Origin of the sequence: Gottfriedia acidiceleris (assembly GCF_002128425.1) — a bacterium.
GTDB classification, from domain to species: domain Bacteria; phylum Bacillota; class Bacilli; order Bacillales; family Bacillaceae_G; genus Gottfriedia; species Gottfriedia acidiceleris.
Window position 1 is genome coordinate 1 of record NZ_NESS01000025.1, and the last position, 21669, is coordinate 21669.

The window sequence follows — 21669 nt, forward strand, 5'->3', positions numbered from 1 at the left end:
AAATTCTCTTGATAGTAGTACATAAAAAATCCCCCTTGTAACAATTTTCCTACAAAGGGGATTTTTTCTAAAATTTTATGCTTAGATCTATTGACTAAGTTGTTTTTCAACACTCTGAAGAAAACTCTTAGTTATTCACTAAGAGTTTTCTTTTTTAATTCTTCACTAAAATTTGATTTACAGGCGAGATTGGTGGTCGTTCTGCTATAACTTCAATAATATTTTTAGCCGCTATTTCTGACATAGCGTCACGTGTTTCAAATGTTGCATTTCCAATATGAGGTGTTAATACAACGTTTGTAAGTGATTTTAGTTCTTCTGTTATTTTTGGTTCGAATTCAAATACATCTAGAGCTGCACCCGCAATAACTTGATCCTTTAATGCATCTACTAATTCCTGTTCGTTCGCTAAAGGACCTCTAGCTGCATTGATAAAAAACGCGGTATCTTTCATCTTGTAAAACTCTTCTTTTCCAAATAAATGGTGTAGTTCTGGTTTGTAAGGGCAATGAAGGGTAATATAGTCAGAAATCTGTAATAATTCTTCCATTGATACGTAAGTGGCATTTAACTCTTGTTCAATTTCACTACTTAATCTTCTTGGTTGATGATAAATAATATTCATATTAAACGCCTTAGCTCGCTTAGCTACTGCTTGTCCGATATTTCCAAAACCAAAAATACCTAGCGTTTTTCCTGATACTTCTGTACCTCTAAAGAATAATGGAGCCCATCCTTCAAAACCTTGTGTACGGCAAAGCTCATCTCCTTCAACTATTTTTCTAGAAACAGCCAACAGAATTCCAAAAGTTAACTCAGCAGTTGCGTCTGTAGAAACAAGTGGAGTATTTGTAACATGAATGCCCTTACTAATAGCATAATCTACTTCAATATTATTAAATCCAGCTCCGTAATTAGCAATAATTTTTACATTTTTAGCAGCATCAATTACTCTTTTTGTGATTGGAGTGGATAATAAACTTAAAATTGCATCTACCCCATCAACAAGTTCACATAATTCATCCTCTGTAATTAATTGTTCATTTTCATAAACAATGACATGATGATCTTTTAATAATTCCTCAGCCTTTTCAGGAATTTTTCCCGTTACTAAGATATGTGCCAATTTAGAAACCTTCTTTCAACAGTTTAATGAATAAATATTAACTTTCTTATTATAAATGAAGTTTTAAGATTTTGTTTATTTTAGTATTTGGCAGTTAGATGAATATATTAATATTTTTGTGAATTTGCAAATTACTAATACCTGTAATTCCCTCTTTTTTCTTGAACCTGAATTTAAACCTCCTATGGGAGATGCGGAAAGGCTAAAGACCTTAGCAGGCGCGCCGAGAAGGATTAAGAATCTATCCCCATGAAAAGTGAGCACCCTGTAGTGGGAAATAATGAAAAAAGCAGACACTTGTCTGCTTTCTCATTAATATCTATGATTTAAACTTGCGGTAGGGGGAGTATGGTTTACTGAATAAAACTTATTTAATGATTGGTCTACATATACCCAGCCCTTCCAGCCTAAGTGAATTGTATCTTTTAGGAAAAACTCATCGTACTCATGTGAAGAAAAGTCAGCTACTTGAAAGCCAGCATCTTCAATTTGTTTTTTTACCTTTTTGTAATAAACTTCTCTACCTTCTTTAGGAAATCCAGCGTAATCATACCATGGCCCATTTACAGGAACGGAAATAAACAACGCTTTTGTATGCTCCTGTTTTAATAACGCTAATACCATTTGAAGGTCATCATATTCTGGCGATACACCATAGTTACTATTTCGTTTGTAATTTTTTAAAGCTGGAAGACGATTTTGAATGTGTTTTATATAGTATTTATTAATTATACCGAATTGGTTAGTAGTTGATTCTCGTTTGCCAATTTTATCGGCAACTTGAGCTACTCGATCCCAGGATAAATTTTCATATTTTGATTTTTTTAGTCGGAAGTTTTTATCAGGATCCATTATAACGGTCTCGAAAAGATCTTTCTTTTCAAGAATTTTTAAATATGTGTAAGCTAACGGTTTTTCAGCCAAAGCTGCAAACTTAGTTTTTTTGTTATTTGTACTTAATGCCTTTAATTGTGTTACTAGTAAAGAGTCTTTTTTGATAATTGATAGTGTTAAAAGTCTCTTTGCAATTTGTTTCTTTATTGAACGATCAATCGTATTATTAAGAACGAACGAATAAGTTTGAAGCGCAGAATAATTAGGTGAAAAATGAGTATCATCAATTCCACGCGGAATAAACCATTGTGGAGATAAAACAAACACAATTTTTTTATTTTTTATTCCATCACCTAAAGATGCTAAATCAAGAAAATGAACGAGACTTTGTGATCCTCCTCTACCAATTAGATATGGAATAAATTCATTTTTTTCTCCCATAAAAAATCTAGATGGATGAAAAGGATCTCTTCTAGCAAGTTCTGAAGACCCAAAAATAGGTAGGAATTTTGGGTCTTTTAACATTTTTTTTTGAAGCAAAGTCCCTTGAAATGTTTCAGGGTTTAAAGATGCTGCTGTATTATTTAATCGTTCTTTTGTAATAAATAGTTCGTAAAAAGAATTTGGAAGATACAAAGCCAGTAAAAAAATGAAAATAGCTGTTATCATCCCAAAAAATTGAACTTTTTTCATTTTCTAGCCTCTAAAATCGAAATGATTTTATTTGGTGTTGCCCACTCCTCGCGATCGAAGTCAGAAATCGTCAAGTTGATACCGATTTGTTCTTCGATTTCAACTAATAAGCTAACTGTACCAAATGAATCCAATAATCCTTCTTCAAAAATCGGAATATCCGGGTTATCAATCACTTCATTTGTATTACATAAATCTGCTAAAATCTTTAAAACTTCTGCTCTTAAATTTTCCATTATACTAATTCTCCTTTAGTTAACTAGATGTCCTGAAAATATTAAAAATCCGAAACAAATAAAATGGAATGTAATAATAACCGCTAATACATGTGTTAGTTTATTATTTTTCCAAATCTTTTTTTTCTTATTGTATTGTTCAAACCAGTCAAAACTACACATCAATATGGTCTGGTAAAAACCATAAAGTAGGTAATTTATTTGGAGCCCGTGCCATGCACCCATTAGTAAAAATAAAGTAGTGTAACCGATATATGAAATGTTCCTTCTATTTTTAATCATTTTTTTCTTAGTGAGTAAGAATACGATTCTCATATACACATAGTCACGAAACCAAAATGATAAGCTCATATGCCAGCGATTCCAAAAGTCTTTTATATTCCGACTAATGAATGGCATATTAAAGTTTTCAGGTGTTTTAATGCCTACTATATAACTAACACCGATTGCAAATGCACTATAACCAGCAAAATCAAAAAATAAGTACAGACTATATGCATACATATACGTTAGATTTGAGACAAATGTATGCCCTAATGCAAACTGTGTTTCAAGTATATGAACGTTAATTAAATAACCAATTATATATTTATAGAGAAAACCAATAAAAATTTTATGAACACCAATTTGAAAATACTCCTTGTATTCAATAGCCGTTAACTGTTTTTGGCAATCCTGTTGAAATCTCCTAAAACGATCAATTGGTCCAGAAGAGATCGTTGGAAAAAATAATAAAAACTTCAAGAAATCAACGATCTTAATTTCCTTTATACTATTGTCGCGAATTTCAATAATGACTTGTGTTGCTTTAAATGTTAAATAGGAAATTCCTAAAAAGCCTACAAGTGTAGTACGTTCAAAAATCGGTGAAACCTTTACAATCATTAAAGGTAAAATTGATAGAAAAACACTTAAGTAATAAACAGTTGAATCGTTCGCATTCTTTCGATAAATACTATAACCTTTTATTAAAATAACTACCCAAATTATATAAGCAACTAGATAGAAGGTTTGTATTTTAGAAGAGGAAAAGACTAATAATAATAACACAAAAGAAAGAAATGTTGTGTAGTTAGTTGATCTTCTTCCTAAGAACCCTAATATGACTGCTGGGATTAGCAGAACAAATAAAATACCGAAAAACGTAAAACTACTGTATGGAATCATTGGTAAGTTTGCTCCAATAATTTTTTTCGATCAACTTTACCGTTTGTTGTCATTGGTAAAGTTTGTAAATAACTATATTTTCTTGGAATCATATAAGTCGGCATATATTTATTTAATTCTTGTTTTAAAAAACGTGTTAAATGATATTCCTTTTCGAAATCGTGTTCTTTAACGACTACTAAACAATGTAAATCTATACATTTACCATCCTTCATTTCTGGTAAAATAACTGCAGAATGAACTAATGGTAATCTTCTAATGTTATTTTCAATGTCCTCAATTTCAATTCGATAACCGTGTAGCTTTATTTGGAAATCAATCCTACCTTTATAAAACAATAGTCCATGATCAAAGTAACCAGAATCACCTGTTTTATAGGCGCGCATGCCATTTATTTGATAGTAGGCTGCATCAGTTTTTAACGGATTATTAAGATATCCTTTACTAACGCTTGGACCAGCTATAATAATTTCCCCTGTTTCACCATCTGGAAGTGGGTTCCCCAATTCATCCATAATGTAAATGATTGTATCGTCTTTCGGCGTTCCAATCGGTAAAGGCGAATATTGGTTTATGACTTCCTCGGTAATCTGGACGAATGTTACAGCAACCGTCGCTTCTGTTGGACCGTAAGTATTATAAATCTCTGCTTTAGGAAATCTAGATAAAAGCTGTTTAGCACTATTATTCGATAGTACTTCACCACAGAAAAGAAAAGTCTTTAAGTTTGGTAGCAACAATTCGCTGAAATTTGGATTCATCATACACATCTCTATAAATGAAGGTGTAGAAGTCCAAACCTCAATATCACTTTCCATTAAATAATCGAATAATGCTTTTGGTCGCTCAATCAAAGATTTTTCAACAGCAATAAGTGTGCCACCCGATAATAACGATGGATATAAATCCATTACTGATAAATCAAAAGAAAATGGAGCTTGATTCAAAAAGCGTTGCCCATTGTGTATATTAAAATCCTTCAATATCCAATTGGTAAAGCTACGTAAGTTTTTTTCAGTAATTTGTACGCCTTTTGGATCTCCAGTACTACCAGAAGTATAGATAATATAAAATGTTTCATCGTCTTTAACATTGAAATCAGTTAAAGATTTGACTAGATTTGTAGAATCAATAATCTCTTCTAGTTCTCCAAAATTTATAATTTTAATTGATTCAAATTCTAAAGTAATTTCTTTTGGTGTAATTAGTAAAGTTGCTCCAGAATTAGTAATCATTTTTTTGAGCCTTTCAAAGGGAATAGACTCGTCAACGGGTATATAAGCACAACCCGCCTTTACACTTCCTAAGAAAATGGAAATCATTTCTGGTTGCATATGACCATACACAATAATTGGCCTATTCATGAAATTATTTTTAATCATCCAACTTGCAATCGCATCTGATTGTTGCTTTAAAGCTTTATATGTTAACGAATAATCACTATTTTGAAATGCGATAGTGTCTGGGGTGTTAATTGCCCAATAATCTATTTGTTCAACAATTGATTTCATCAGTTCACGTCCTAAAAATCGTTATAAATAAAGGTCCCTGTAAATGAATCTTTAAATCCATATAAATAGAGTAGTGCAAGTAAAATCGATAAATAAAACGCAGTATAAAATAAAAATCTTAAAGTCTTTGAACGGAAAATATGGATTTTACCCATTTGTTTTCACCTTTCTTAATTTTTAGCTAGACGTATTATAACACCGAAAAAAAGATGAAAAATTAACCAAACACCTTTTAAAATTACATTCAGATAATAAATTATTAAAGGTTAAGTAAATTTTTTCTAATTAAAATCTAAAGATTAATGGACAAGATTGTTAATACAATTAGGATAGGTAATTGAGTTCTTAAATAATGAACAATAAAATACGGGGGAAAAGAGAATATAGGAAAATCCTCTTGGTCCTGCACTATGGGAGATTGGTGACTGATGAAAAAAATTTATTTGTTATTGATACCTAGTTTCTTAACTGTTTTACTAATATCTCCACTTTGTAGTTTTATTCGGAATAAAGGATCCTCCAAAGTGACAGTTTTGCATCACTCTACTATGAATAAAGTGGATTTTACTAAAAATCAAAATAAGAATGCTAGAGAGATCGATCGCTACTTACAGCAAATCCATTTTAACGGAGTAGTTCTAGTAAAGAAAAGTGAAGAAAATGTCCTTAAGAAAGGATACGGTTATCGAGATATCTCAAATAAGTTACAGAACACACCAAATACTTATTATCCAATTGGCTCAATTTCTAAATTTTTTGTTTCAACGTCGTTAATGCAATTAAATGAAGAAGGCAAAATATCTTTTAACGATCCGATTTCAAAATATGTACCTAATTTTCCAAATGGGTCAAAATTAACATTATTTCATTTGATTTCACATACATCAGGAATTAAGAGACAAAAAGAGTTATTTAATCTAATTTCATCAACGAATCTAATAAAGGAAATAGTTAAATCAAATGTACATTATAAGCCGTCGAACAAATGGGATTATAATGACACGAATTATATTCTACTTGCTTACGTTATTGAAAAAATAACAGGTATTTCTTATGGAGAATATATAAAAACACATATTTTCGATAAAGTGAATATGACTGAAATTGGACAAGGAAATGATTTTTATAAAAAGACAAATCATGCACTAGGTTATTCATTGATTCAATCTAAAAATAATCCAGAGCAATTACAAATCCCGAATTTTGACTATTTATTAGGCTGCGGAGATATATACTCAACGGTTTCAGGATTACAAAAAATGGACGAGGCACTTATTTCAAATAAACTTATTTTGGGTAAAAGTCTGACACAATTTATTAAGCCACATCAACATCATTATGCATACGGAATTTATAATAAAGGAAAGTATTTATACAATCACGGAGTAGTGCCAGGAATCAATTGTATGAATGTCTTCGATCCAGTTTCAAAAACATATGTAATTGTCTTTTCTAATAGTCAAAAGGTGAAACCAAACACTTTTGACATAGCAAAGAACCTATTTAAAATAATTAACTAAAACAGTCTGTTAAGTGATTGTAAGAATCTAGACTCTAATAAAATATTTCATAAATAATTTAAAAGATACTCATACTATTTTTTGATAAAGAAAGTAGGAGGAGTCTAGTGAAAAAGTTTCTATATTATTTCTTAATAATCATAATGACTAACAGTATTAGTTTTGTCTCTATTAATTTTGTTAAGGCGGAAACTAAAGCCCAAATCAATGAAAACTCATTAACGCGACATATTAAAATTACTGAACAAAAACTAAATGATGCGCCGATTAAGTATCCACAAATTAGTGGAGCATCTAATTCAACTGCACAACAAAAGATCAATAGTATCTTAAAGCAAGGTGCTGATTTAGCTAATAGTAATCGTTTAAAGTTATTAGAAGACGAGAAAGAAGCTAAGTCAAAATGGGATGCTAGCCAAGGACCATGGCGACCTTATGAATATGTTTTTACTTATAAAGTACTCTACAATAATCTTGATAAATTAAGTGTTATTTACAATGAGTACTCATATACAGGTGGGGCACATGGAATGACAGTGGGAACTACATATAATTTTGATGTGAAAACAGGAGAAGTAGTTCCACTTTCTAAGTTAATAAACGAAAATACAAAACCCGTTCAAGAATATGCTTATCAGCAATTACAAAAGAAATATAAAGGATATGTTTTAATAAAATCTCCTAATGAGATTGACTTAAGTGACAAAAATCGTTTATGGGCATTTGACCATGCGGGAATTAAACTAATCTTTAAAGAATATGAAGTAGCTGCATATGCTGCTGGTATGCCTGAAGTCTTTATCCCAGTGCAGGTTTATCAATAAAAAATTTGTTAGGTGTTATGTGTGTTCTGATTCTCGCAAAACAAGTAGTAGTTTTATTGTTTTTATTGACTTAATAGTGATTTTTATTATTTGAACGCTTTTTCAAAAATCAAATAAAAGCTTTATAAAAGTTCTTAGAATTTTGTTTTTTTTTTTCGAATTCATTAGTTAACAGTGACTTTACTGAGATAATGTTTAACCATATTCATTAATGATGATTATGTATCTAATTCTAAGAATAATTTTTTATATTTGGGTAGTTGATTGGAACGAAAGAGTGCTCGACTCCTAGGGGATGTGCGGGAAGCCTGAGACGCCGCAGGCTCGCCGAGGAGGCTAAAGAATCTCGCCCCATTGAAAGCGAGCATCCCGTAGTGGAAATCAATATCACTTATCTCCCTTTACGAAAATTAGGTAATTATTTGACAAGACATTGTTTTTCAACAGCGTGAGAAAAGAACCTTCATTATTTAAAAGGTTCTTTTCTTATTTATTTAATAATTTATTTAATGAAATTAAACCTTTTCGTAAATAATGGTAGAGTCTGCATGAAAACATTCATTTGTTTTAACAATATATAAATAAGTTGAACAACTATATAAATATTGAATAACCTAAAATAGAGTATGTACGATTAATAAAGTGTGATCTATAGAGCAATGTGAAGAAAACAGCTTAATCTTCAATCTGCTCTTTTAATAATAAAGCGTAAAGATCTTCAACTCGTTCAGACATAAATTTTTGTGAGTCTTCAATTCCCTTATTGTAAAACATTGGGCCAAGTTTTTGTGATATAAAGTCTAAAAGCAACATTGAACTTAATTCACTTAATTCTTCGTCTCGTTCTTGTAAGAAATATGTTTGTAGTTGATTAATCGCAAACTTTTGTTGATCCGGTGAAAGCTTAGTTGATTTTGACATTAATTTCTCCTCTTTTTTAGTTGTGATATTAGATTTTTTATTTCCTATATATATTGTATCTCTAATTATTCATTTTTTTACGAAAAAAAGTTACACGTAATAAAACTTTTTTGATAAAATAGTGCACAACTTGAAAATACTTTTTAATTGCTTTAAGATTAGAATGAGAATAAAATGAGAATGAACTTAAAATAGCCATTTTCTATTTTATAGAATTTTTATGTAATATTATGGAGGGTGTAAAATGGGAGCTTCTACATTAAAAATAAAAGACCTTCAAGTAGCAATTGAAGGAAAGCAAATTTTAAAAGGTGTAAACCTTGAAGTAAAAGGTGGAGAAATTCACGCAATCATGGGGCCAAATGGTACTGGTAAATCAACTTTATCTTCTGCTATTATGGGTCATCCTAAATATGAAGTAATCGGTGGTAGCATCGAGCTTGATGGTAACGATGTTTTAGAAATGGAAGTTGATGAGCGCGCTCAAGCAGGTCTTTTCCTTGCTATGCAATACCCAAGTGAAATTAGCGGAGTAACAAACGCAGATTTCTTACGTTCTGCAATGAATGCACGTCGCGAAGAAGGCGATGAAATTTCATTAATGAAATTTATCCGTACATTAGATAAAAACATGGAATTCTTAGAAATGGATCCAGAAATGGCTCAACGTTACTTAAATGAAGGTTTCTCAGGTGGAGAGAAAAAACGTAATGAGATTCTTCAAATGATGATGATCCAACCTAAAATTGCTATTCTTGACGAAATTGACTCAGGTTTAGATATCGATGCATTAAAAGTAGTTTCTAAAGGTGTTAATGAAATGCGTGGAGAAGAGTTTGGTTGCTTAATCATCACTCACTACCAACGCTTATTAAACTACATCACTCCTGACTTCGTTCACGTAATGATGCAAGGTCGTATTGTAAAATCAGGTGGCCCTGAATTAGCTGCTCGTTTAGAAGCTGAAGGATATGACTGGATTAAACAAGAGTTAGGTATCGAAGACGAGACTGTTGGGCAAGAAGCTTAATCGGATAGGAGGGATTCTCATGACAACTGGTACTACAATTCCATTTAGTCAAGAAACAGTTAAGCAGCTTTCTGCAATGCTAAATGAACCTGCATATTTCACAGAGTTCCGTTTAAATGCACTAGCAAAAGCTGAATCACTTTCTCTTCCAAAGCCAGATAAAACAAATATCTCTAAATGGGATTTCTTTGGAAAAGAATTTAATGTTACAGCTGGAAATGTTCCTACAAAAGATCAATTACCAGAGTCAGTAACATCTTTAATGAATGAAGACACTGATCAATCAGTTTATGTACAATATAATGGTTCTGCTGTATATCACTCTCTTTCTTCTGAAGCAAAAGAAAAAGGCGTAGTATTCGTAGATTTACACACAGCGATTAAAGATTACGAAGATCTTGTGAAAAAATATTTTATGACAGAGGCTGTAAAAGTCGATGAAAATAAATTAATCGCTTTACACGCAGCTTTAGTGAATGGTGGAGCTTTCTTATACATTCCTAAAAATGTTGTATTAGAAAAACCAATCCAATCTATTTTTGTTGTAGATGGTGAAAACGTACCTGCATATAACCACGTTCTTGTTGTTGCAGATGCATTCAGTGAAGTTACTTATGTTGAAAACTATGTTTCTACATCTGCTGATTTAGATGCGGCTGTTGTTAACGTTATTACAGAAGTAATTACATTAGATAATGCAAAAGTTCGTTATGGTGCTGTTGATACTTTAGCAAAAGGTGTTACTGCTTATGTTGTTCGTCGTGGTCACGCTGGTCGCGATAGCAAAATCGAGTGGGCACTTGGCCTAATGAACGATGGAAACTCAGTTTTCGAAAATATTACAAACTTAATTGGCGACGGTTCTTTCGGTGACATGAAGATGGTTACTGTAGGCCGTGGGGAGCAAACTCAAAACTTTACAACAAACATTACTCACTATGGTAAAGGATCTGAAGGTTGGATCTTAAAACATGGTGTATCAAAAGATGCTGCTACTTCAATCTTTAATGGTATTGGGAAAATTGAACACGGCGCTTCTAAGTCTAATGCACAACAAACTTCACGTGTATTAATGCTTAGTGAAAAAGCTCGTGGAGATGCGAACCCAATTCTATTAATTGATGAAAACGATGTTATGGCGGGTCATGCTGCTTCTGTTGGTAAAGTAGATCCAACTCAACTGTACTACTTAATGAGTCGCGGTATTCCGAAGAAAGAAGCAGAGCGCTTAGTTATTCACGGATTCTTAGCACCTGTAGTTTCGGAATTACCTATTGAAGAAGTTAAAAAAATGCTTGTAGATGTAATTGAGAGGAAGGTTAAGTAATGGATGTTAAAGCAATCCGTGAAGCCTTTCCGATATTAAATCAAGAAGTAAATGGACATCCTTTAGTATATCTGGATAGTGCTGCAACTTCACAAAAACCTGTTCAAGTAATAGAAGCTGTTGCTAACTACTATAAAGAATATAATTCTAACGTTCATAGAGGTGTACACACTCTAGGAACGAAAGCTACTGATGCATACGAGGGAGCTCGTGATAAAGTTCGTAAATTTATTAATGCATCATCAATTGAAGAGATTATTTTTACTAGAGGTACAACTACTGCAATTAATACAGTTGCTGCTAGTTACGGAAGAACGAACTTAAAAGCTGGAGATGAAATTGTGATTTCTTATATGGAACATCACAGTAACATTATTCCTTGGCAACAGGTTGCAAAAGCTACTGGCGCAACATTAAAATATATACCATTAGAAGAAGATGGATCAATCAGCGTTGAGCAAGCAAGAGCTACAATTAACTCAAATACAAAAATAGTTGCGATTATGTATGTTTCAAATGTACTTGGTTCAATTAACCCTGTTAAAGAGATTGCAGCAATTGCTCACGAGCATGGAGCAATCATGCTTGTTGATGGTGCACAAAGTACTCCACATATGAAGGTCGACGTTCGAGACTTAGATTGCGATTTTTACGCATTTTCTGGTCATAAAATGTGTGCTCCTACGGGTATTGGTGTACTTTATGGTAAAAAACAACTTCTTGAAAACATGGAACCTATTGAATTTGGTGGGGAAATGATTGATTTTGTTGACTTACAAGATTCTACTTGGAAAGAACTACCATGGAAATTTGAAGGTGGAACGCCAATCATTGCTGGTGCAGTTGGTTTAGGAGCTGCAATTGATTTCTTATCTGAAATCGGTATGGATAACATCGAAAAGCATGAACATGAGATTGCGAATTATGCACTTGAACAGTTATCTACTGTAAAAGGAGTAACAATCTATGGTCCGAAGCATCGTGCAGGATTAGTTACATTTAATGTGGAAGATGTGCACCCACATGATGTTGCAACTGTATTAGATGTAGAAGGAATTGCTGTTCGAGCTGGCCATCATTGTGCTCAGCCATTAATGAGATGGTTAAAGGTATCTGCTACTGCTCGTGCAAGTTTTTATCTGTATAATACAAAAGAAGATGTAGATGCTTTTGTAAAAGGATTAGTAAAAACGAAGGAGTATTTCAGCGATGTCTATTAATCGAAACATAGATCTAGATGCATTATATCGTCGCGTGATAATGGACCATTATAAAAACCCTCGTAATAAAGGGGTAGGGGCTATATCAGATAACGATTTAACAGTAAACATGAATAACCCTACTTGTGGTGACCGCATTGAACTTCGTTTAAAGGTTGATGATGGAATTGTATCAGATGCTCGTTTTGACGGTGAAGGATGTTCAATTTCCATGGCGTCAGCTTCAATGATGACTCACGCAATTAAAGGTAAAAAAATAGAGGAAGCCCTACAGCTTGCTCAAATATTTTCAGATATGATGCTTGGAAAAGAATATGATGAATCAATCGATTTAGATGATATTGAAGCACTTCAAGGTGTTTCAAAGTTTCCAGCACGAATTAAATGTGCAACACTTGCATGGAAAGCGATGGAGAAGGGCTTAAAATCAGAGGAATAATCCTCTGAGCTTTAATCCTCCTCTTCTATAAGAAGGGAGTATGAATAATGTCTACTAATTTGCCAGATATTAGTGATTATAAATATGGTTTTCATGACCGTGACGTATCAATCTTCCGTTCAGAGCGTGGTTTAACAAAGGATATCGTTGAAGAAATTTCACGTATGAAAAATGAACCACAATGGATGTTAGATTTCCGTTTAAAATCTTTACAACATTTCTACGATATGCCAATGCCTCAATGGGGTGGAGACTTAGCAGATTTACGCTTTGATGAAATTACTTATTATGTAAAACCATCAGAGAAAACAGAAAAGTCTTGGGATGAAGTACCTGAAGAAATCAAAAATACTTTTGATAAATTAGGTATTCCTGAAGCAGAACAAAAGTATTTAGCTGGTGTATCTGCACAGTATGAGTCTGAGGTAGTTTACCACAGCATGAAACAAGATTTAACTGATCTTGGTATCTTATTTACTGATACAGATACAGCATTACGTGAGCATGAAGAAATTTTCAAAGAGCACTTTGGAAAAGTAATTCCTCCAACTGATAACAAATTTGCTGCATTAAACTCAGCTGTTTGGTCTGGTGGATCTTTCATCTACGTACCAAAAGGTGTTAAAGTTGATACGCCATTACAAGCATATTTCCGAATTAATTCAGAAAATATGGGTCAATTTGAGCGTACATTAATCATCGCTGACGAAGGTGCACACGTACATTATGTTGAAGGATGTACAGCTCCTGTATATACAACAAACTCACTTCACTCAGCAGTAGTAGAAATCATCATTAAGAAGGATGCATACTGCCGCTATACAACAATTCAAAACTGGGCGAATAACGTATTTAACCTAGTTACGAAACGTGCTGTTTGTGAAGCAAACGCAACAATGGAATGGATCGATGGAAACATTGGTTCAAAATTAACAATGAAATACCCAGCAGTTATCCTTAAAGGTGAAGGTGCTCGTGGCCTTACGCTTTCTATTGCAATTGCTGGTAAAGGACAACACCAAGATGCTGGTGCTAAAATGATTCACTTAGCTCCAAATACTTCATCTACGATTGTTTCGAAATCTATTTCTAAACATGGTGGTAAAGTAACGTACCGTGGTATCGTACACTTCGGACGTAAAGCAGCTGGATCACGTTCAAATATCGAGTGTGATACGTTAATCATGGATAATGCATCAACTTCTGATACAATTCCATACAACGAAATCTTAAACGACAATATTTCTCTTGAGCACGAAGCGAAAGTTTCAAAAGTATCTGAAGAGCAATTATTCTACTTAATGAGCCGTGGTATTTCTGAGCAAGAAGCTACAGAAATGATCGTAATGGGCTTCATTGAGCCATTTACAAAAGAATTACCAATGGAATACGCAGTTGAAATGAACCGTCTGATTAAATTCGAGATGGAAGGTTCAATTGGTTAATCTATAAAATAAAAATACACCCTGTTACTAATAGGTGACAGAGTGTATTTTTTTAGCTTTTGATATTTGAGCAGTAATTTTTTTACTACCAGTTACTTTTATGGCAACTGAAAATATTTTTCTTCAATTACTTTACTTATTTAGTAAAACATAGTGATAAAAAACATATATATTTTTAGAATCCATACCATATAGATAAAATGAATCAATTATATTATTATAATTTTTGTTAATAAATAAGGTTTGTCTTAAATAATTATAAATAGTATCATCTGTTAATTCGCCATTTTTATCTTCTTTGTTTATTAAAGTATTTTTATTTTTGTTTGAAATATTATTATTACAGCTTACTTTTATGAAAATAAGAAATGTAACTAAAGGTATAGCTGCTAATTTCTTTTTCATAATAATTTCCTCCAAATCGAAAAATTTATATAATTACTTATTGTTACTTTTCCAATATAAATTTTTATTTGAAATACATAAACGCTCTCTTTTACCGCTTCCAAAGGGAAAAAAGTAAAACTTATTGATAATTAAATGATGACGTGTTCCTACAGTTGAAGATTTTAATAGATGGCTAACTTTTATTTTTTGTTTAGATAAAATTAAGCTGCTTAATTAAATTAGAGTTCATATTTATGGTAAAATTTAACTTGCAGGTTCATGAGAAGCTGTCTTAGTGTTTTTTATCAAGGTGTGGGGAGGATTTTTTTATGAATTTTAACCTTAAAGAAGCTATCGAAATTTTAGAAAGAACAACGAAATCATTAGAGTCCTTTTTATCGGGTTTATCAGAATCTTGGTTACATTGCAATGAAGGTGAAGGAACTTGGAGTGCTTCTGAAGTAATTGACCATCTAATTGAGTGTGAAAAAACAAATTGGATTCCAAGGTTGAACTGCATGCTTAACAAAGAAGGAAACAACCATTTCCCGCCATTCGATCGTTTTTCGCATTTAAATGAAAAACATGAAAAATCAATAGAAGAAAGACTGCTTGAATTTAAGTATTTAAGAACGGAAAATATTAATAAACTACAATTATTAGTAGATCCGACTAACCATCTGGAATTAGAAGGGATTCATCCTGATTTTGGTCCTGTTAAATTAAGAGAATTATTATCTACTTGGGTCGTACATGATCTAACACATGTAACACAAATTACAAGAGTGATGGCAAAAAGATACAAAACTGACGTAGGACCTTGGATTGCAAATTTAAGTATATTAAAGAAATAGCCAACGTTATAAAGGATTTATTCATACTCGGGGAATTCCGAGTTTTTTTATGTTAAACTATTATTTAAAACATAAAGAAAATAGATTTTTTCTGTATTTATAAAGGAGAGAAATTTAGGTTGGATATCATTCTACAAATTCTTATACTCATCAGTATAGGACTTGCTGCAGGAACAGTCGGATCATTGATTGGATTAGGTGGAGGAATTATCATTGTTCCAATGCTCCTAAATATTGACCACTTTTTATCCGCTTTTTCGACTGTACCAATTCACGTTGCAGTTGGGACTTCACTGATTACAATTGTTTTTTCTTCGCTTTCATCCACCCTTTCATATCATAAGCAAAAACGAATTGATTATAAGAGTGGTATTTTGTTTTTAATAGGCAGTATTCCTGGTAGCTTACTAGGTACATACATCAATTCGCTTTTAAATACAGAGCGGTTTACTTTATTTTTTGGTATATTTTTAATCTGTATATCAGTCTTTCTTTTTGTCTCTTCAAAATTAAATAAAAAATCAAAGGAAGTACATAGAGGTATTATACGAACATATACAAATGATGAAGGTGAGGCATATACATATAGTTATCGTCTTCCATTGGCCATTTCATTGTCTATTTGTATCGGGATTATCTCAGGATTGTTTGGAATTGGTGGAGGAATATTATTAGTACCAATGATGGCGTTTTTATTTGGTTTTCCACCTCAATTAGCTGTAGCGACTTCAATGTTTGTCGTTATGTTTACGACTCTTGGAAGCTCAATTTCGTATATAACTTTAGGAGAAGTAAATTTCTATTACATTCTTTTACTTATTCCTGGTGCATGGTTTGGTGGGAAAATTGGGGCGTATATTAATCAAAAATTAAAAACTGAAACAATTGCATTAATTTTAAGGTTAGTCGTGTTGTTTTACGGCATAAAATTAATTATAGAAAATATTTAAAAAAAGGATGGTGGAACAATGGAAACAAATCAAACTATAAATATTCGGTTGTTCCATACAAATGACATTCACAGTCACTTTGAAACGTGGCCAACAATTGTCGGTATGTTGAAGTCTAAAAGAGAGTTAGCCAAAGGAAAAGGTGAAGCCACACTTACTTTTGATATTGGGGATTTCGTTGATCGATTTCATCCAATTTCGGAGGCTACTTTAGGAAAGGGCAATGTGGAACTTTTAAATGATGCAGGATTTGATGCCATTACAATCGGAAATAACGAAGGAATTACTTTATCAAAAGGGGAGTTATTAAATCTTTACGAAGATGCAAAGTTTGATGTATTAATTGGTAATTTAACCATTTCAGGTGAAGGTACACAAAGTTTTAGCAAGCCTTTTGAAATATATGAAATAAATGGAGTAAAGTTAGGAGTAATTGGATTAACAGTCGCTTATCCTGTATTTTATGAAACTTTAGGATGGAGTATTAAAGATCCGTTTGAAATGTTAAATAACATCCTTCCAATTGTCAAAGCGCAATCAGACATTGTCATTATACTTTCTCACTTAGGTATGAGAGACGACCAGAGAATCGCTGAACAATTTTCAGGAGTCGACATTATCTTAGGAGCACATACTCATCATTTATTTCCAAATGGAGAGTATGCTGGTGAAACTTTACTTTGTGGAACAGGTAAACACGGTAACTATTTAGGCGAAGTTTTAATTACTGTAAATAAAGAGACGAAAAGTATAATCAATACTGAAGCATCAGTTACTGAAGTACATACAGTCCCTAAATATCACCAAGATGAAGTGACGAAATTCATGTTAGCTAATTTAATGAGATTAAGTGAAGAAATTTTAAGCGAACCAGTGACACAACTACCGGTTAACATGGATGTGAATTGGTTTAAAGATAGTCCATTACCGAAATTATTAGCAAGTGCACTTCGCCAATGGACGAAATCAGATATCAGTATTCTAAATTCGGGTATTTTACTTGAAGGCTTAACGCATGGACTTGTTACTAAGGGTGACATTCATCGAATTTGCCCACATCCTATTAATCCTTGTGTCGTTAATTTGTCTGGTAAGGAATTACTAGATGTTTTAAATCGTTGTGAAGAAAAAGAGTTGACTCATTTAAAGATGAAGGGTTTTGGATTTAGAGGGAAAGTGATCGGAAAAATGGTTTATGATGGAATCACGATTGTTAATAAGGAAAAGAAAAAGAATTTTTATCAAGAAAATCTATTTATTAATAGAGAAATGTTAGATTTAAATCGAATTTATTCGATCGGAACTTTGGATTTATTTACGTTTGGCCATTTAATTCCTACCATTCGTGATGCTGGGCATAAAAGATTTTTTATGCCTGAATTTATTCGTGATGTGTTATTTTGGGCATTAAAAGGTGTATAAAATTTATCAAGACTAGACAGGTTGCACTTTTGTTTTTTTCTCATATTTTAGAATGAGAAAGGAGCGTTGAACTTGATCAATTTAAACCCAATTAAAATAGATAATCATACATTTAATGCTGTTACTGTTTTACTTCCAAAAACTACATTATTGGTCGTTATGAATGACAAGGGATATATTATGTGCGGAGCATTGGATGTATCTTTATTGAATGAAAGATTGAGCGATCGTCAAATTATTGCAGGTCGAGCAGTTGGTGTAAAAACAATAGAAGAATTATTAAATGCGCCTTTAGAATCCATTACTGTTGAAGCAGAAAAGTTAGGTATTCAAAAAGGAATGATTGGAAGAGACGCATTATTAAAGATGATATAAATAAAGCCACTAAATTTTTTTAGTGGCTTTGCTGTGTAAAATGAAAGTCTTAAAAAATAAATTATTACAACGTATTAACTGTTATGAATGACCATATATTTAATTAAAAAATTGTTCAAGGAGAAAACGATGAGAGTTGTTGAAACTTCAACACTTGTTCCAGGCATGATCTTAAGAATACCAGTTTATAATGAACATGGAAAAATGACCGTTAATGCAAATACTCCTTTAACAGAAGAGATGATTAAGCGACTACATAAATTAGCCGTTCCATTTGTTTTAGTACATGCTCAATTACAAGAATGCTTAACAGAGGAGACTGTAATTTCAGACGAACTTCGCATTGAAATCACAAAAACAATAGAAGATGCTTTTGTCAAATTAATTAGAGAAGATCTTTATTTAAGACGGCTATCGTTAGAAAAAACCTTATCTAAGCTAAAAGAAACTATACACTCACTGCTAGTAGAGTTATGGCAGCATAAAGACGTGTTATCTTTATTGACTGACGTATTACTATATGATGAGTATATTTTTACACATTCACTGAATGTAGCTATTTATTCTTTAGGAATTGGAACGCAATTAGATTTAAGTAAGAGTCAGCTTAACTTACTTGGACTAGGTGCACTTTTACATGATGTGGGGAAGATGGCAATACCAAAAAAGATTTTAAATAAACAGGACAGTTTAACTGAAGATGAATATACGCTCATTAAACAACATACAATTGCTGGTTACGATATACTACGACAAGTGCCTACTATTCATCCGGTTGTTGCGGACTGTGCATTACAGCATCATGAAAGGATCAATGGGAGCGGCTATCCAAAAGGAATATTTGATAAGGAAATGCATCTTTTTTCAAAGATTATTGGGATTGCCGACTATTTTGATGCTGTTACTTCAAATCGAGTTTATCGACAAGCAATGCTCCCGCATGAAGGATTAAAATTATTAATTAGTGGAAGTAATAAATTCTTTGATGCTAAATTAATCACTATATTCAGCGATCTACTAACCATTTATCCAACAGGATTAATCATAAAATTGAGTGATGGAAGACGGGGAATTGTTTTAAGGCAAAATGATGCTTCTACAGATCGTCCAGTTGTTCAGATAATTGAGGATAACGGAAGAAAGCTAAGTATTCCTTATGAAGTGAATCTTTATAATGAGTTAAATTTAAAGATTATCGAGTGTGATCAAATAATAAAACAAAGCGTTTATTAATAAGTGAGATGTTTCTAGTGAAATTACTGGGGCATCTTTTCTACACGTTAAGAAATAATTGGAGACGGAAAAGTAAACTCGACGTAGCTGTTGGCAAGTGTATAAATACAATATGAATGAACAGGCAATGACATGCATACCCATTAGTAAGGGGGCATGGATACGATGAAAAGATTTAAGTACAGACGTGTTCCAAAAAATAAATTTTTTGTTTCAAAAAGAAGATCTTTTGGCGGATTTAAAACTAGTTCAATTCAAATAACCCAATCAATTCGTAATATACTTCCAAATAAATATGTAGTTATTAGTATTGTCCTATTATTGTTTTCTTTATATGCCTTTTGGGAAATTGATAAAATTTTCTCTCCAACGATTTTAAAATATTCTGAGAAACAAACAAGACGAATCGCATCTTTAGTCATAAATGAAGCATATGAATCTGCGTCTAAGGAGCTACAAGGGCAGGATATTATCATTCGAGATGTAGATGAAAATGGTAAGGCTGTAATAAGTACGAATACATATTTAATCAATAAAATAATTGGTTCTACTACTCAGCATGTTGAAGAAAATATACGTAGAGTTGAAAATGGGGATATATCATTTTTATCTTTATCGAAAGCAGAAATGAAGAAAATGAAGACGGATAATGATGGGTTTTATTTAAAAGTACCTATTGGGGTCGTTACAAATACAGTCCTTTTAGGAAAATTAGGACCTACTATACCAGTTCGCTTTTCTGTAGTCGGTGATGCAGTGGCTAATGTTACACAGGAAGTTAAGCCATTTGGATTTGATAATTCTGTAGTTGAAATTATTATGAATGTAGAAGTAAATATGAATGTAATTATCCCGTTTAGTACAAAGTCAACAAAGGTGAAGGTACAAGTGCCAATTGCTACTGAAATTATAGATGGAGAAGTTCCTAGTTATATTCCATTTACTCCAAATACTCAACAAACATCTCCACAAACTCCGTCAACAACAAAATGAAAAAAATAAATTTAAAAATAGAGCAGACTAACTTCAATAAAATTAGTCTGCTTTTTTTATTTCACATTCAATTTCGCCATTGTCTTTGACTAAAGGCTCGTCAATTGCGTGTGTTTTTTTATTTGCTTCTATCCTGACGTTCCCAAAGACGTAATTTCGGATAAGGATCAAAAGACCACTCTGAGTAACCATTGTCTTTGTAAATGCCATAGTGTAAATGCGGAGGGAACTTTCCAGATGTTCCTGGAGGTCCATAGCCAGTACTTCCAACATATCCGATGAGTGTTCCTGGCTCTACTACTTGCCCTCTTTGAATGTCTTTATTAAAGCCGCCTAGATGAGCGTAGTAATGATAATTATTATTTAAGTCCCGAATTCCGATTCTCCATCCTCCAATTCGATTCCAGCCCTTTGTCTCAATAATGCCATAGCATGTAGACCTTACTGGAGTACCGTAATTTGCAAATATATCAGTACCTTCATGAACTCTTCGCCCACCAAAGCTTCGAGGTGCACCCCATGTACTTCGATAACTATGTGTACTGCGGATTGGTAATGGGAAGGCATTTCCTTCTATATTTAATTTTCCGTAATATTGATACAAACTAGCATATTCATCGATAATATCAACAGTTATTGCTCTTTGGTAGTAATCCCATAGCATCATTCGAATATATTGCCTAGATGGCCCATAGAAATGTAATCGATGAATGAAGGTGTACAGAATATCCTCATCGTCTTCTAAGGACGCTTTTCCATCACTATTTCCATCTAAACCAATTCCGCTGAATAAATGGATCGTAGGAGCGTATGTGTCTTTCTTAACTGGATTTGATAACCCGCTCCAATCTTCTGGTTTAATATATATTGAAAGGACTCCATTATCCCGTTTTGGTATATCGTTCCTTACGCTTCGTACATTTCGTTCATATGTATCTATAGCAGCAAAGTAATACCAAGGTATAAAGGTTAGCGTTTCACCTTTTTTATATAAGGCCATTCGTTCTTTATTAAGCTGAGCTTGATCAATTTCTTCTGCATTTGTAAATGATGGCATAATGAAGATAACCACCATACAAAAAAGTACAATTATTTTTTTCAAAACCATCATCCTTTAAATTGATTTACATATATAGTTTGGTTAAAGGAGCGACTTTCATAA

General features: G+C 32.6%; 22 protein-coding genes. 13 read left to right on the forward strand and 9 right to left on the reverse strand.

Annotation, left to right across the window (positions count from 1 at the left end; genetic code table 11):
• Positions 1-154: 154 nt before the first annotated feature.
• The 6 genes from B6K90_RS22370 to dltX form a co-directional block, all read right to left on the reverse strand.
• Positions 155-1126, reverse strand: a complete 972-nt coding sequence (locus tag B6K90_RS22370; protein ID WP_088014929.1) for a 2-hydroxyacid dehydrogenase family protein — start codon at positions 1124-1126, stop codon at positions 155-157.
• A 312-nt stretch (positions 1127-1438) separates the two neighbouring features.
• Positions 1439-2653, reverse strand: coding sequence for a D-alanyl-lipoteichoic acid biosynthesis protein DltD (dltD, locus tag B6K90_RS22375; protein WP_088014930.1), 1215 nt, complete (start codon positions 2651-2653; stop codon positions 1439-1441).
• Positions 2650-2889, reverse strand: coding sequence for a D-alanine--poly(phosphoribitol) ligase subunit 2 (gene dltC / locus B6K90_RS22380; protein WP_088014931.1), 240 nt, complete (start codon positions 2887-2889; stop codon positions 2650-2652). Before dltC ends, dltD begins: the two co-directional genes overlap by 4 nt.
• Positions 2890-2904: 15 nt before the next feature.
• A complete protein-coding gene (gene dltB, locus B6K90_RS22385) occupies positions 2905-4056 on the reverse strand; it encodes a D-alanyl-lipoteichoic acid biosynthesis protein DltB (protein WP_088014932.1) in 1152 nt (383 codons plus the stop codon).
• Positions 4053-5567: a D-alanine--poly(phosphoribitol) ligase subunit DltA gene (gene dltA / locus B6K90_RS22390; RefSeq protein ID WP_088014933.1), complete on the reverse strand. Its 1515-nt coding sequence runs from the start codon at positions 5565-5567 to the stop codon at positions 4053-4055. Before dltA ends, dltB begins: the two co-directional genes overlap by 4 nt.
• Positions 5568-5578: 11 nt before the next feature.
• Entirely contained in the window at positions 5579-5722 is a 144-nt protein-coding gene (gene dltX, locus B6K90_RS22395) for a teichoic acid D-Ala incorporation-associated protein DltX (RefSeq protein WP_082459405.1), read from the reverse strand.
• Between the two features lie 273 nt (positions 5723-5995).
• On the opposite strand from dltX, the gene B6K90_RS22400 reads away from it, so the two are divergent.
• Together B6K90_RS22400 and B6K90_RS22405 are read left to right on the forward strand one after the other, a co-directional pair.
• Entirely contained in the window at positions 5996-7087 is a 1092-nt protein-coding gene (locus B6K90_RS22400) for a serine hydrolase domain-containing protein (protein WP_088014934.1), read from the forward strand.
• A gap of 107 nt (positions 7088-7194) precedes the next feature.
• Positions 7195-7911, forward strand: coding sequence for a DUF3298 and DUF4163 domain-containing protein (locus B6K90_RS22405; protein WP_088014935.1), 717 nt, complete (start codon positions 7195-7197; stop codon positions 7909-7911).
• Positions 7912-8586: 675 nt separating this feature from the next.
• Here B6K90_RS22405 and B6K90_RS22410 read toward each other — a convergent pair.
• Positions 8587-8832 carry a DUF2164 family protein gene (locus B6K90_RS22410; RefSeq protein WP_088014936.1) on the reverse strand — a complete coding sequence of 82 codons (246 nt, stop codon included), beginning with the start codon at positions 8830-8832 and terminating at the stop codon, positions 8587-8589.
• Positions 8833-9076: 244 nt separating this feature from the next.
• Here B6K90_RS22410 and sufC point away from each other — a divergent pair, with 244 nt between their 5' ends.
• The 5 genes from sufC to sufB are packed head-to-tail and all read left to right on the forward strand — an operon-like array spanning position 9077 to position 14293.
• Entirely contained in the window at positions 9077-9862 is a 786-nt protein-coding gene (gene sufC / locus B6K90_RS22415; protein ID WP_056468759.1) for a Fe-S cluster assembly ATPase SufC, read from the forward strand.
• Between the two features lie 19 nt (positions 9863-9881).
• Entirely contained in the window at positions 9882-11189 is a 1308-nt protein-coding gene (sufD, locus tag B6K90_RS22420; RefSeq protein ID WP_088014937.1) for a Fe-S cluster assembly protein SufD, read from the forward strand.
• Complete coding sequence (locus B6K90_RS22425; protein ID WP_088014938.1) at positions 11189-12409, forward strand: cysteine desulfurase; 1221 nt, start codon at positions 11189-11191, stop codon at positions 12407-12409. Before sufD ends, B6K90_RS22425 begins: the two co-directional genes overlap by 1 nt.
• Positions 12399-12848 carry a Fe-S cluster assembly sulfur transfer protein SufU gene (gene sufU / locus B6K90_RS22430; RefSeq protein ID WP_088014939.1) on the forward strand — a complete coding sequence of 150 codons (450 nt, stop codon included), beginning with the start codon at positions 12399-12401 and terminating at the stop codon, positions 12846-12848. The genes B6K90_RS22425 and sufU overlap by 11 nt, the downstream gene beginning before the upstream one ends.
• Positions 12849-12895: 47 nt before the next feature.
• Entirely contained in the window at positions 12896-14293 is a 1398-nt protein-coding gene (gene sufB / locus B6K90_RS22435) for a Fe-S cluster assembly protein SufB (RefSeq protein WP_025671514.1), read from the forward strand.
• Between the two features lie 132 nt (positions 14294-14425).
• Here the strand turns inward: sufB and B6K90_RS22440 are convergent, their stop codons facing one another.
• Positions 14426-14698 carry a hypothetical protein gene (locus B6K90_RS22440; protein ID WP_088014940.1) on the reverse strand — a complete coding sequence of 91 codons (273 nt, stop codon included), beginning with the start codon at positions 14696-14698 and terminating at the stop codon, positions 14426-14428.
• Between the two features lie 311 nt (positions 14699-15009).
• On the opposite strand from B6K90_RS22440, the gene B6K90_RS22445 reads away from it, so the two are divergent.
• The 6 genes from B6K90_RS22445 (at position 15010) to yunB (ending at position 20507) form a co-directional block, all read left to right on the forward strand.
• Positions 15010-15534 (forward strand): DinB family protein, encoded by a 525-nt coding sequence (locus B6K90_RS22445; RefSeq protein WP_088014941.1) that lies wholly within the window; start codon positions 15010-15012, stop codon positions 15532-15534.
• Positions 15535-15662: 128 nt separating this feature from the next.
• Positions 15663-16484 (forward strand): sulfite exporter TauE/SafE family protein, encoded by an 822-nt coding sequence (locus B6K90_RS22450; RefSeq protein ID WP_088014954.1) that lies wholly within the window; start codon positions 15663-15665, stop codon positions 16482-16484.
• Between the two features lie 18 nt (positions 16485-16502).
• Positions 16503-17906 (forward strand): bifunctional metallophosphatase/5'-nucleotidase, encoded by a 1404-nt coding sequence (locus tag B6K90_RS22455; RefSeq protein WP_088014942.1) that lies wholly within the window; start codon positions 16503-16505, stop codon positions 17904-17906.
• A gap of 72 nt (positions 17907-17978) precedes the next feature.
• On the forward strand, positions 17979-18281 hold the full coding sequence (locus B6K90_RS22460; protein WP_088014943.1) for a YunC family protein: 303 nt from the start codon (positions 17979-17981) through the stop codon (positions 18279-18281).
• A 129-nt stretch (positions 18282-18410) separates the two neighbouring features.
• Positions 18411-19514, forward strand: coding sequence for an HD-GYP domain-containing protein (locus B6K90_RS22465; RefSeq protein ID WP_167555470.1), 1104 nt, complete (start codon positions 18411-18413; stop codon positions 19512-19514).
• Between the two features lie 165 nt (positions 19515-19679).
• Complete coding sequence (gene yunB / locus B6K90_RS22470; protein ID WP_167555471.1) at positions 19680-20507, forward strand: sporulation protein YunB; 828 nt, start codon at positions 19680-19682, stop codon at positions 20505-20507.
• A 118-nt stretch (positions 20508-20625) separates the two neighbouring features.
• On the opposite strand, the gene B6K90_RS22475 is transcribed toward yunB, so the two are convergent.
• Positions 20626-21615, reverse strand: coding sequence for a M23 family metallopeptidase (locus tag B6K90_RS22475; RefSeq protein ID WP_088014946.1), 990 nt, complete (start codon positions 21613-21615; stop codon positions 20626-20628).
• Between the last annotated feature and the right edge of the window lie 54 nt (positions 21616-21669).

Bases quoted from the DNA above. Each gene is read 5' to 3' on its own strand.
- B6K90_RS22410 (WP_088014936.1), bottom strand. From the start codon at position 8,832: ATGTCAAAATCAACTAAGCTTTCACCGGATCAACAAAAGTTTGCGATT.
- B6K90_RS22475 (WP_088014946.1), bottom strand. From the start codon at position 21,615: ATGGTTTTGAAAAAAATAATTGTACTTTTTTGTATGGTGGTTATCTTC.
- dltC (WP_088014931.1), bottom strand. From the start codon at position 2,889: ATGGAAAATTTAAGAGCAGAAGTTTTAAAGATTTTAGCAGATTTATGT.
- sufB (WP_025671514.1), top strand. From the start codon at position 12,896: ATGTCTACTAATTTGCCAGATATTAGTGATTATAAATATGGTTTTCAT.
- B6K90_RS22465 (WP_167555470.1), top strand. From the start codon at position 18,411: ATGAGAGTTGTTGAAACTTCAACACTTGTTCCAGGCATGATCTTAAGA.
- dltD (WP_088014930.1), bottom strand. From the start codon at position 2,653: ATGAAAAAAGTTCAATTTTTTGGGATGATAACAGCTATTTTCATTTTT.
- B6K90_RS22400 (WP_088014934.1), top strand. From the start codon at position 5,996: ATGAAAAAAATTTATTTGTTATTGATACCTAGTTTCTTAACTGTTTTA.
- B6K90_RS22440 (WP_088014940.1), bottom strand. From the start codon at position 14,698: ATGAAAAAGAAATTAGCAGCTATACCTTTAGTTACATTTCTTATTTTC.
- dltB (WP_088014932.1), bottom strand. From the start codon at position 4,056: ATGATTCCATACAGTAGTTTTACGTTTTTCGGTATTTTATTTGTTCTG.
- dltA (WP_088014933.1), bottom strand. From the start codon at position 5,567: ATGAAATCAATTGTTGAACAAATAGATTATTGGGCAATTAACACCCCA.
- B6K90_RS22455 (WP_088014942.1), top strand. From the start codon at position 16,503: ATGGAAACAAATCAAACTATAAATATTCGGTTGTTCCATACAAATGAC.
- dltX (WP_082459405.1), bottom strand. From the start codon at position 5,722: ATGGGTAAAATCCATATTTTCCGTTCAAAGACTTTAAGATTTTTATTT.
- B6K90_RS22445 (WP_088014941.1), top strand. From the start codon at position 15,010: ATGAATTTTAACCTTAAAGAAGCTATCGAAATTTTAGAAAGAACAACG.
- yunB (WP_167555471.1), top strand. From the start codon at position 19,680: ATGAAAAGATTTAAGTACAGACGTGTTCCAAAAAATAAATTTTTTGTT.
- B6K90_RS22425 (WP_088014938.1), top strand. From the start codon at position 11,189: ATGGATGTTAAAGCAATCCGTGAAGCCTTTCCGATATTAAATCAAGAA.
- sufU (WP_088014939.1), top strand. From the start codon at position 12,399: ATGTCTATTAATCGAAACATAGATCTAGATGCATTATATCGTCGCGTG.
- sufD (WP_088014937.1), top strand. From the start codon at position 9,882: ATGACAACTGGTACTACAATTCCATTTAGTCAAGAAACAGTTAAGCAG.
- sufC (WP_056468759.1), top strand. From the start codon at position 9,077: ATGGGAGCTTCTACATTAAAAATAAAAGACCTTCAAGTAGCAATTGAA.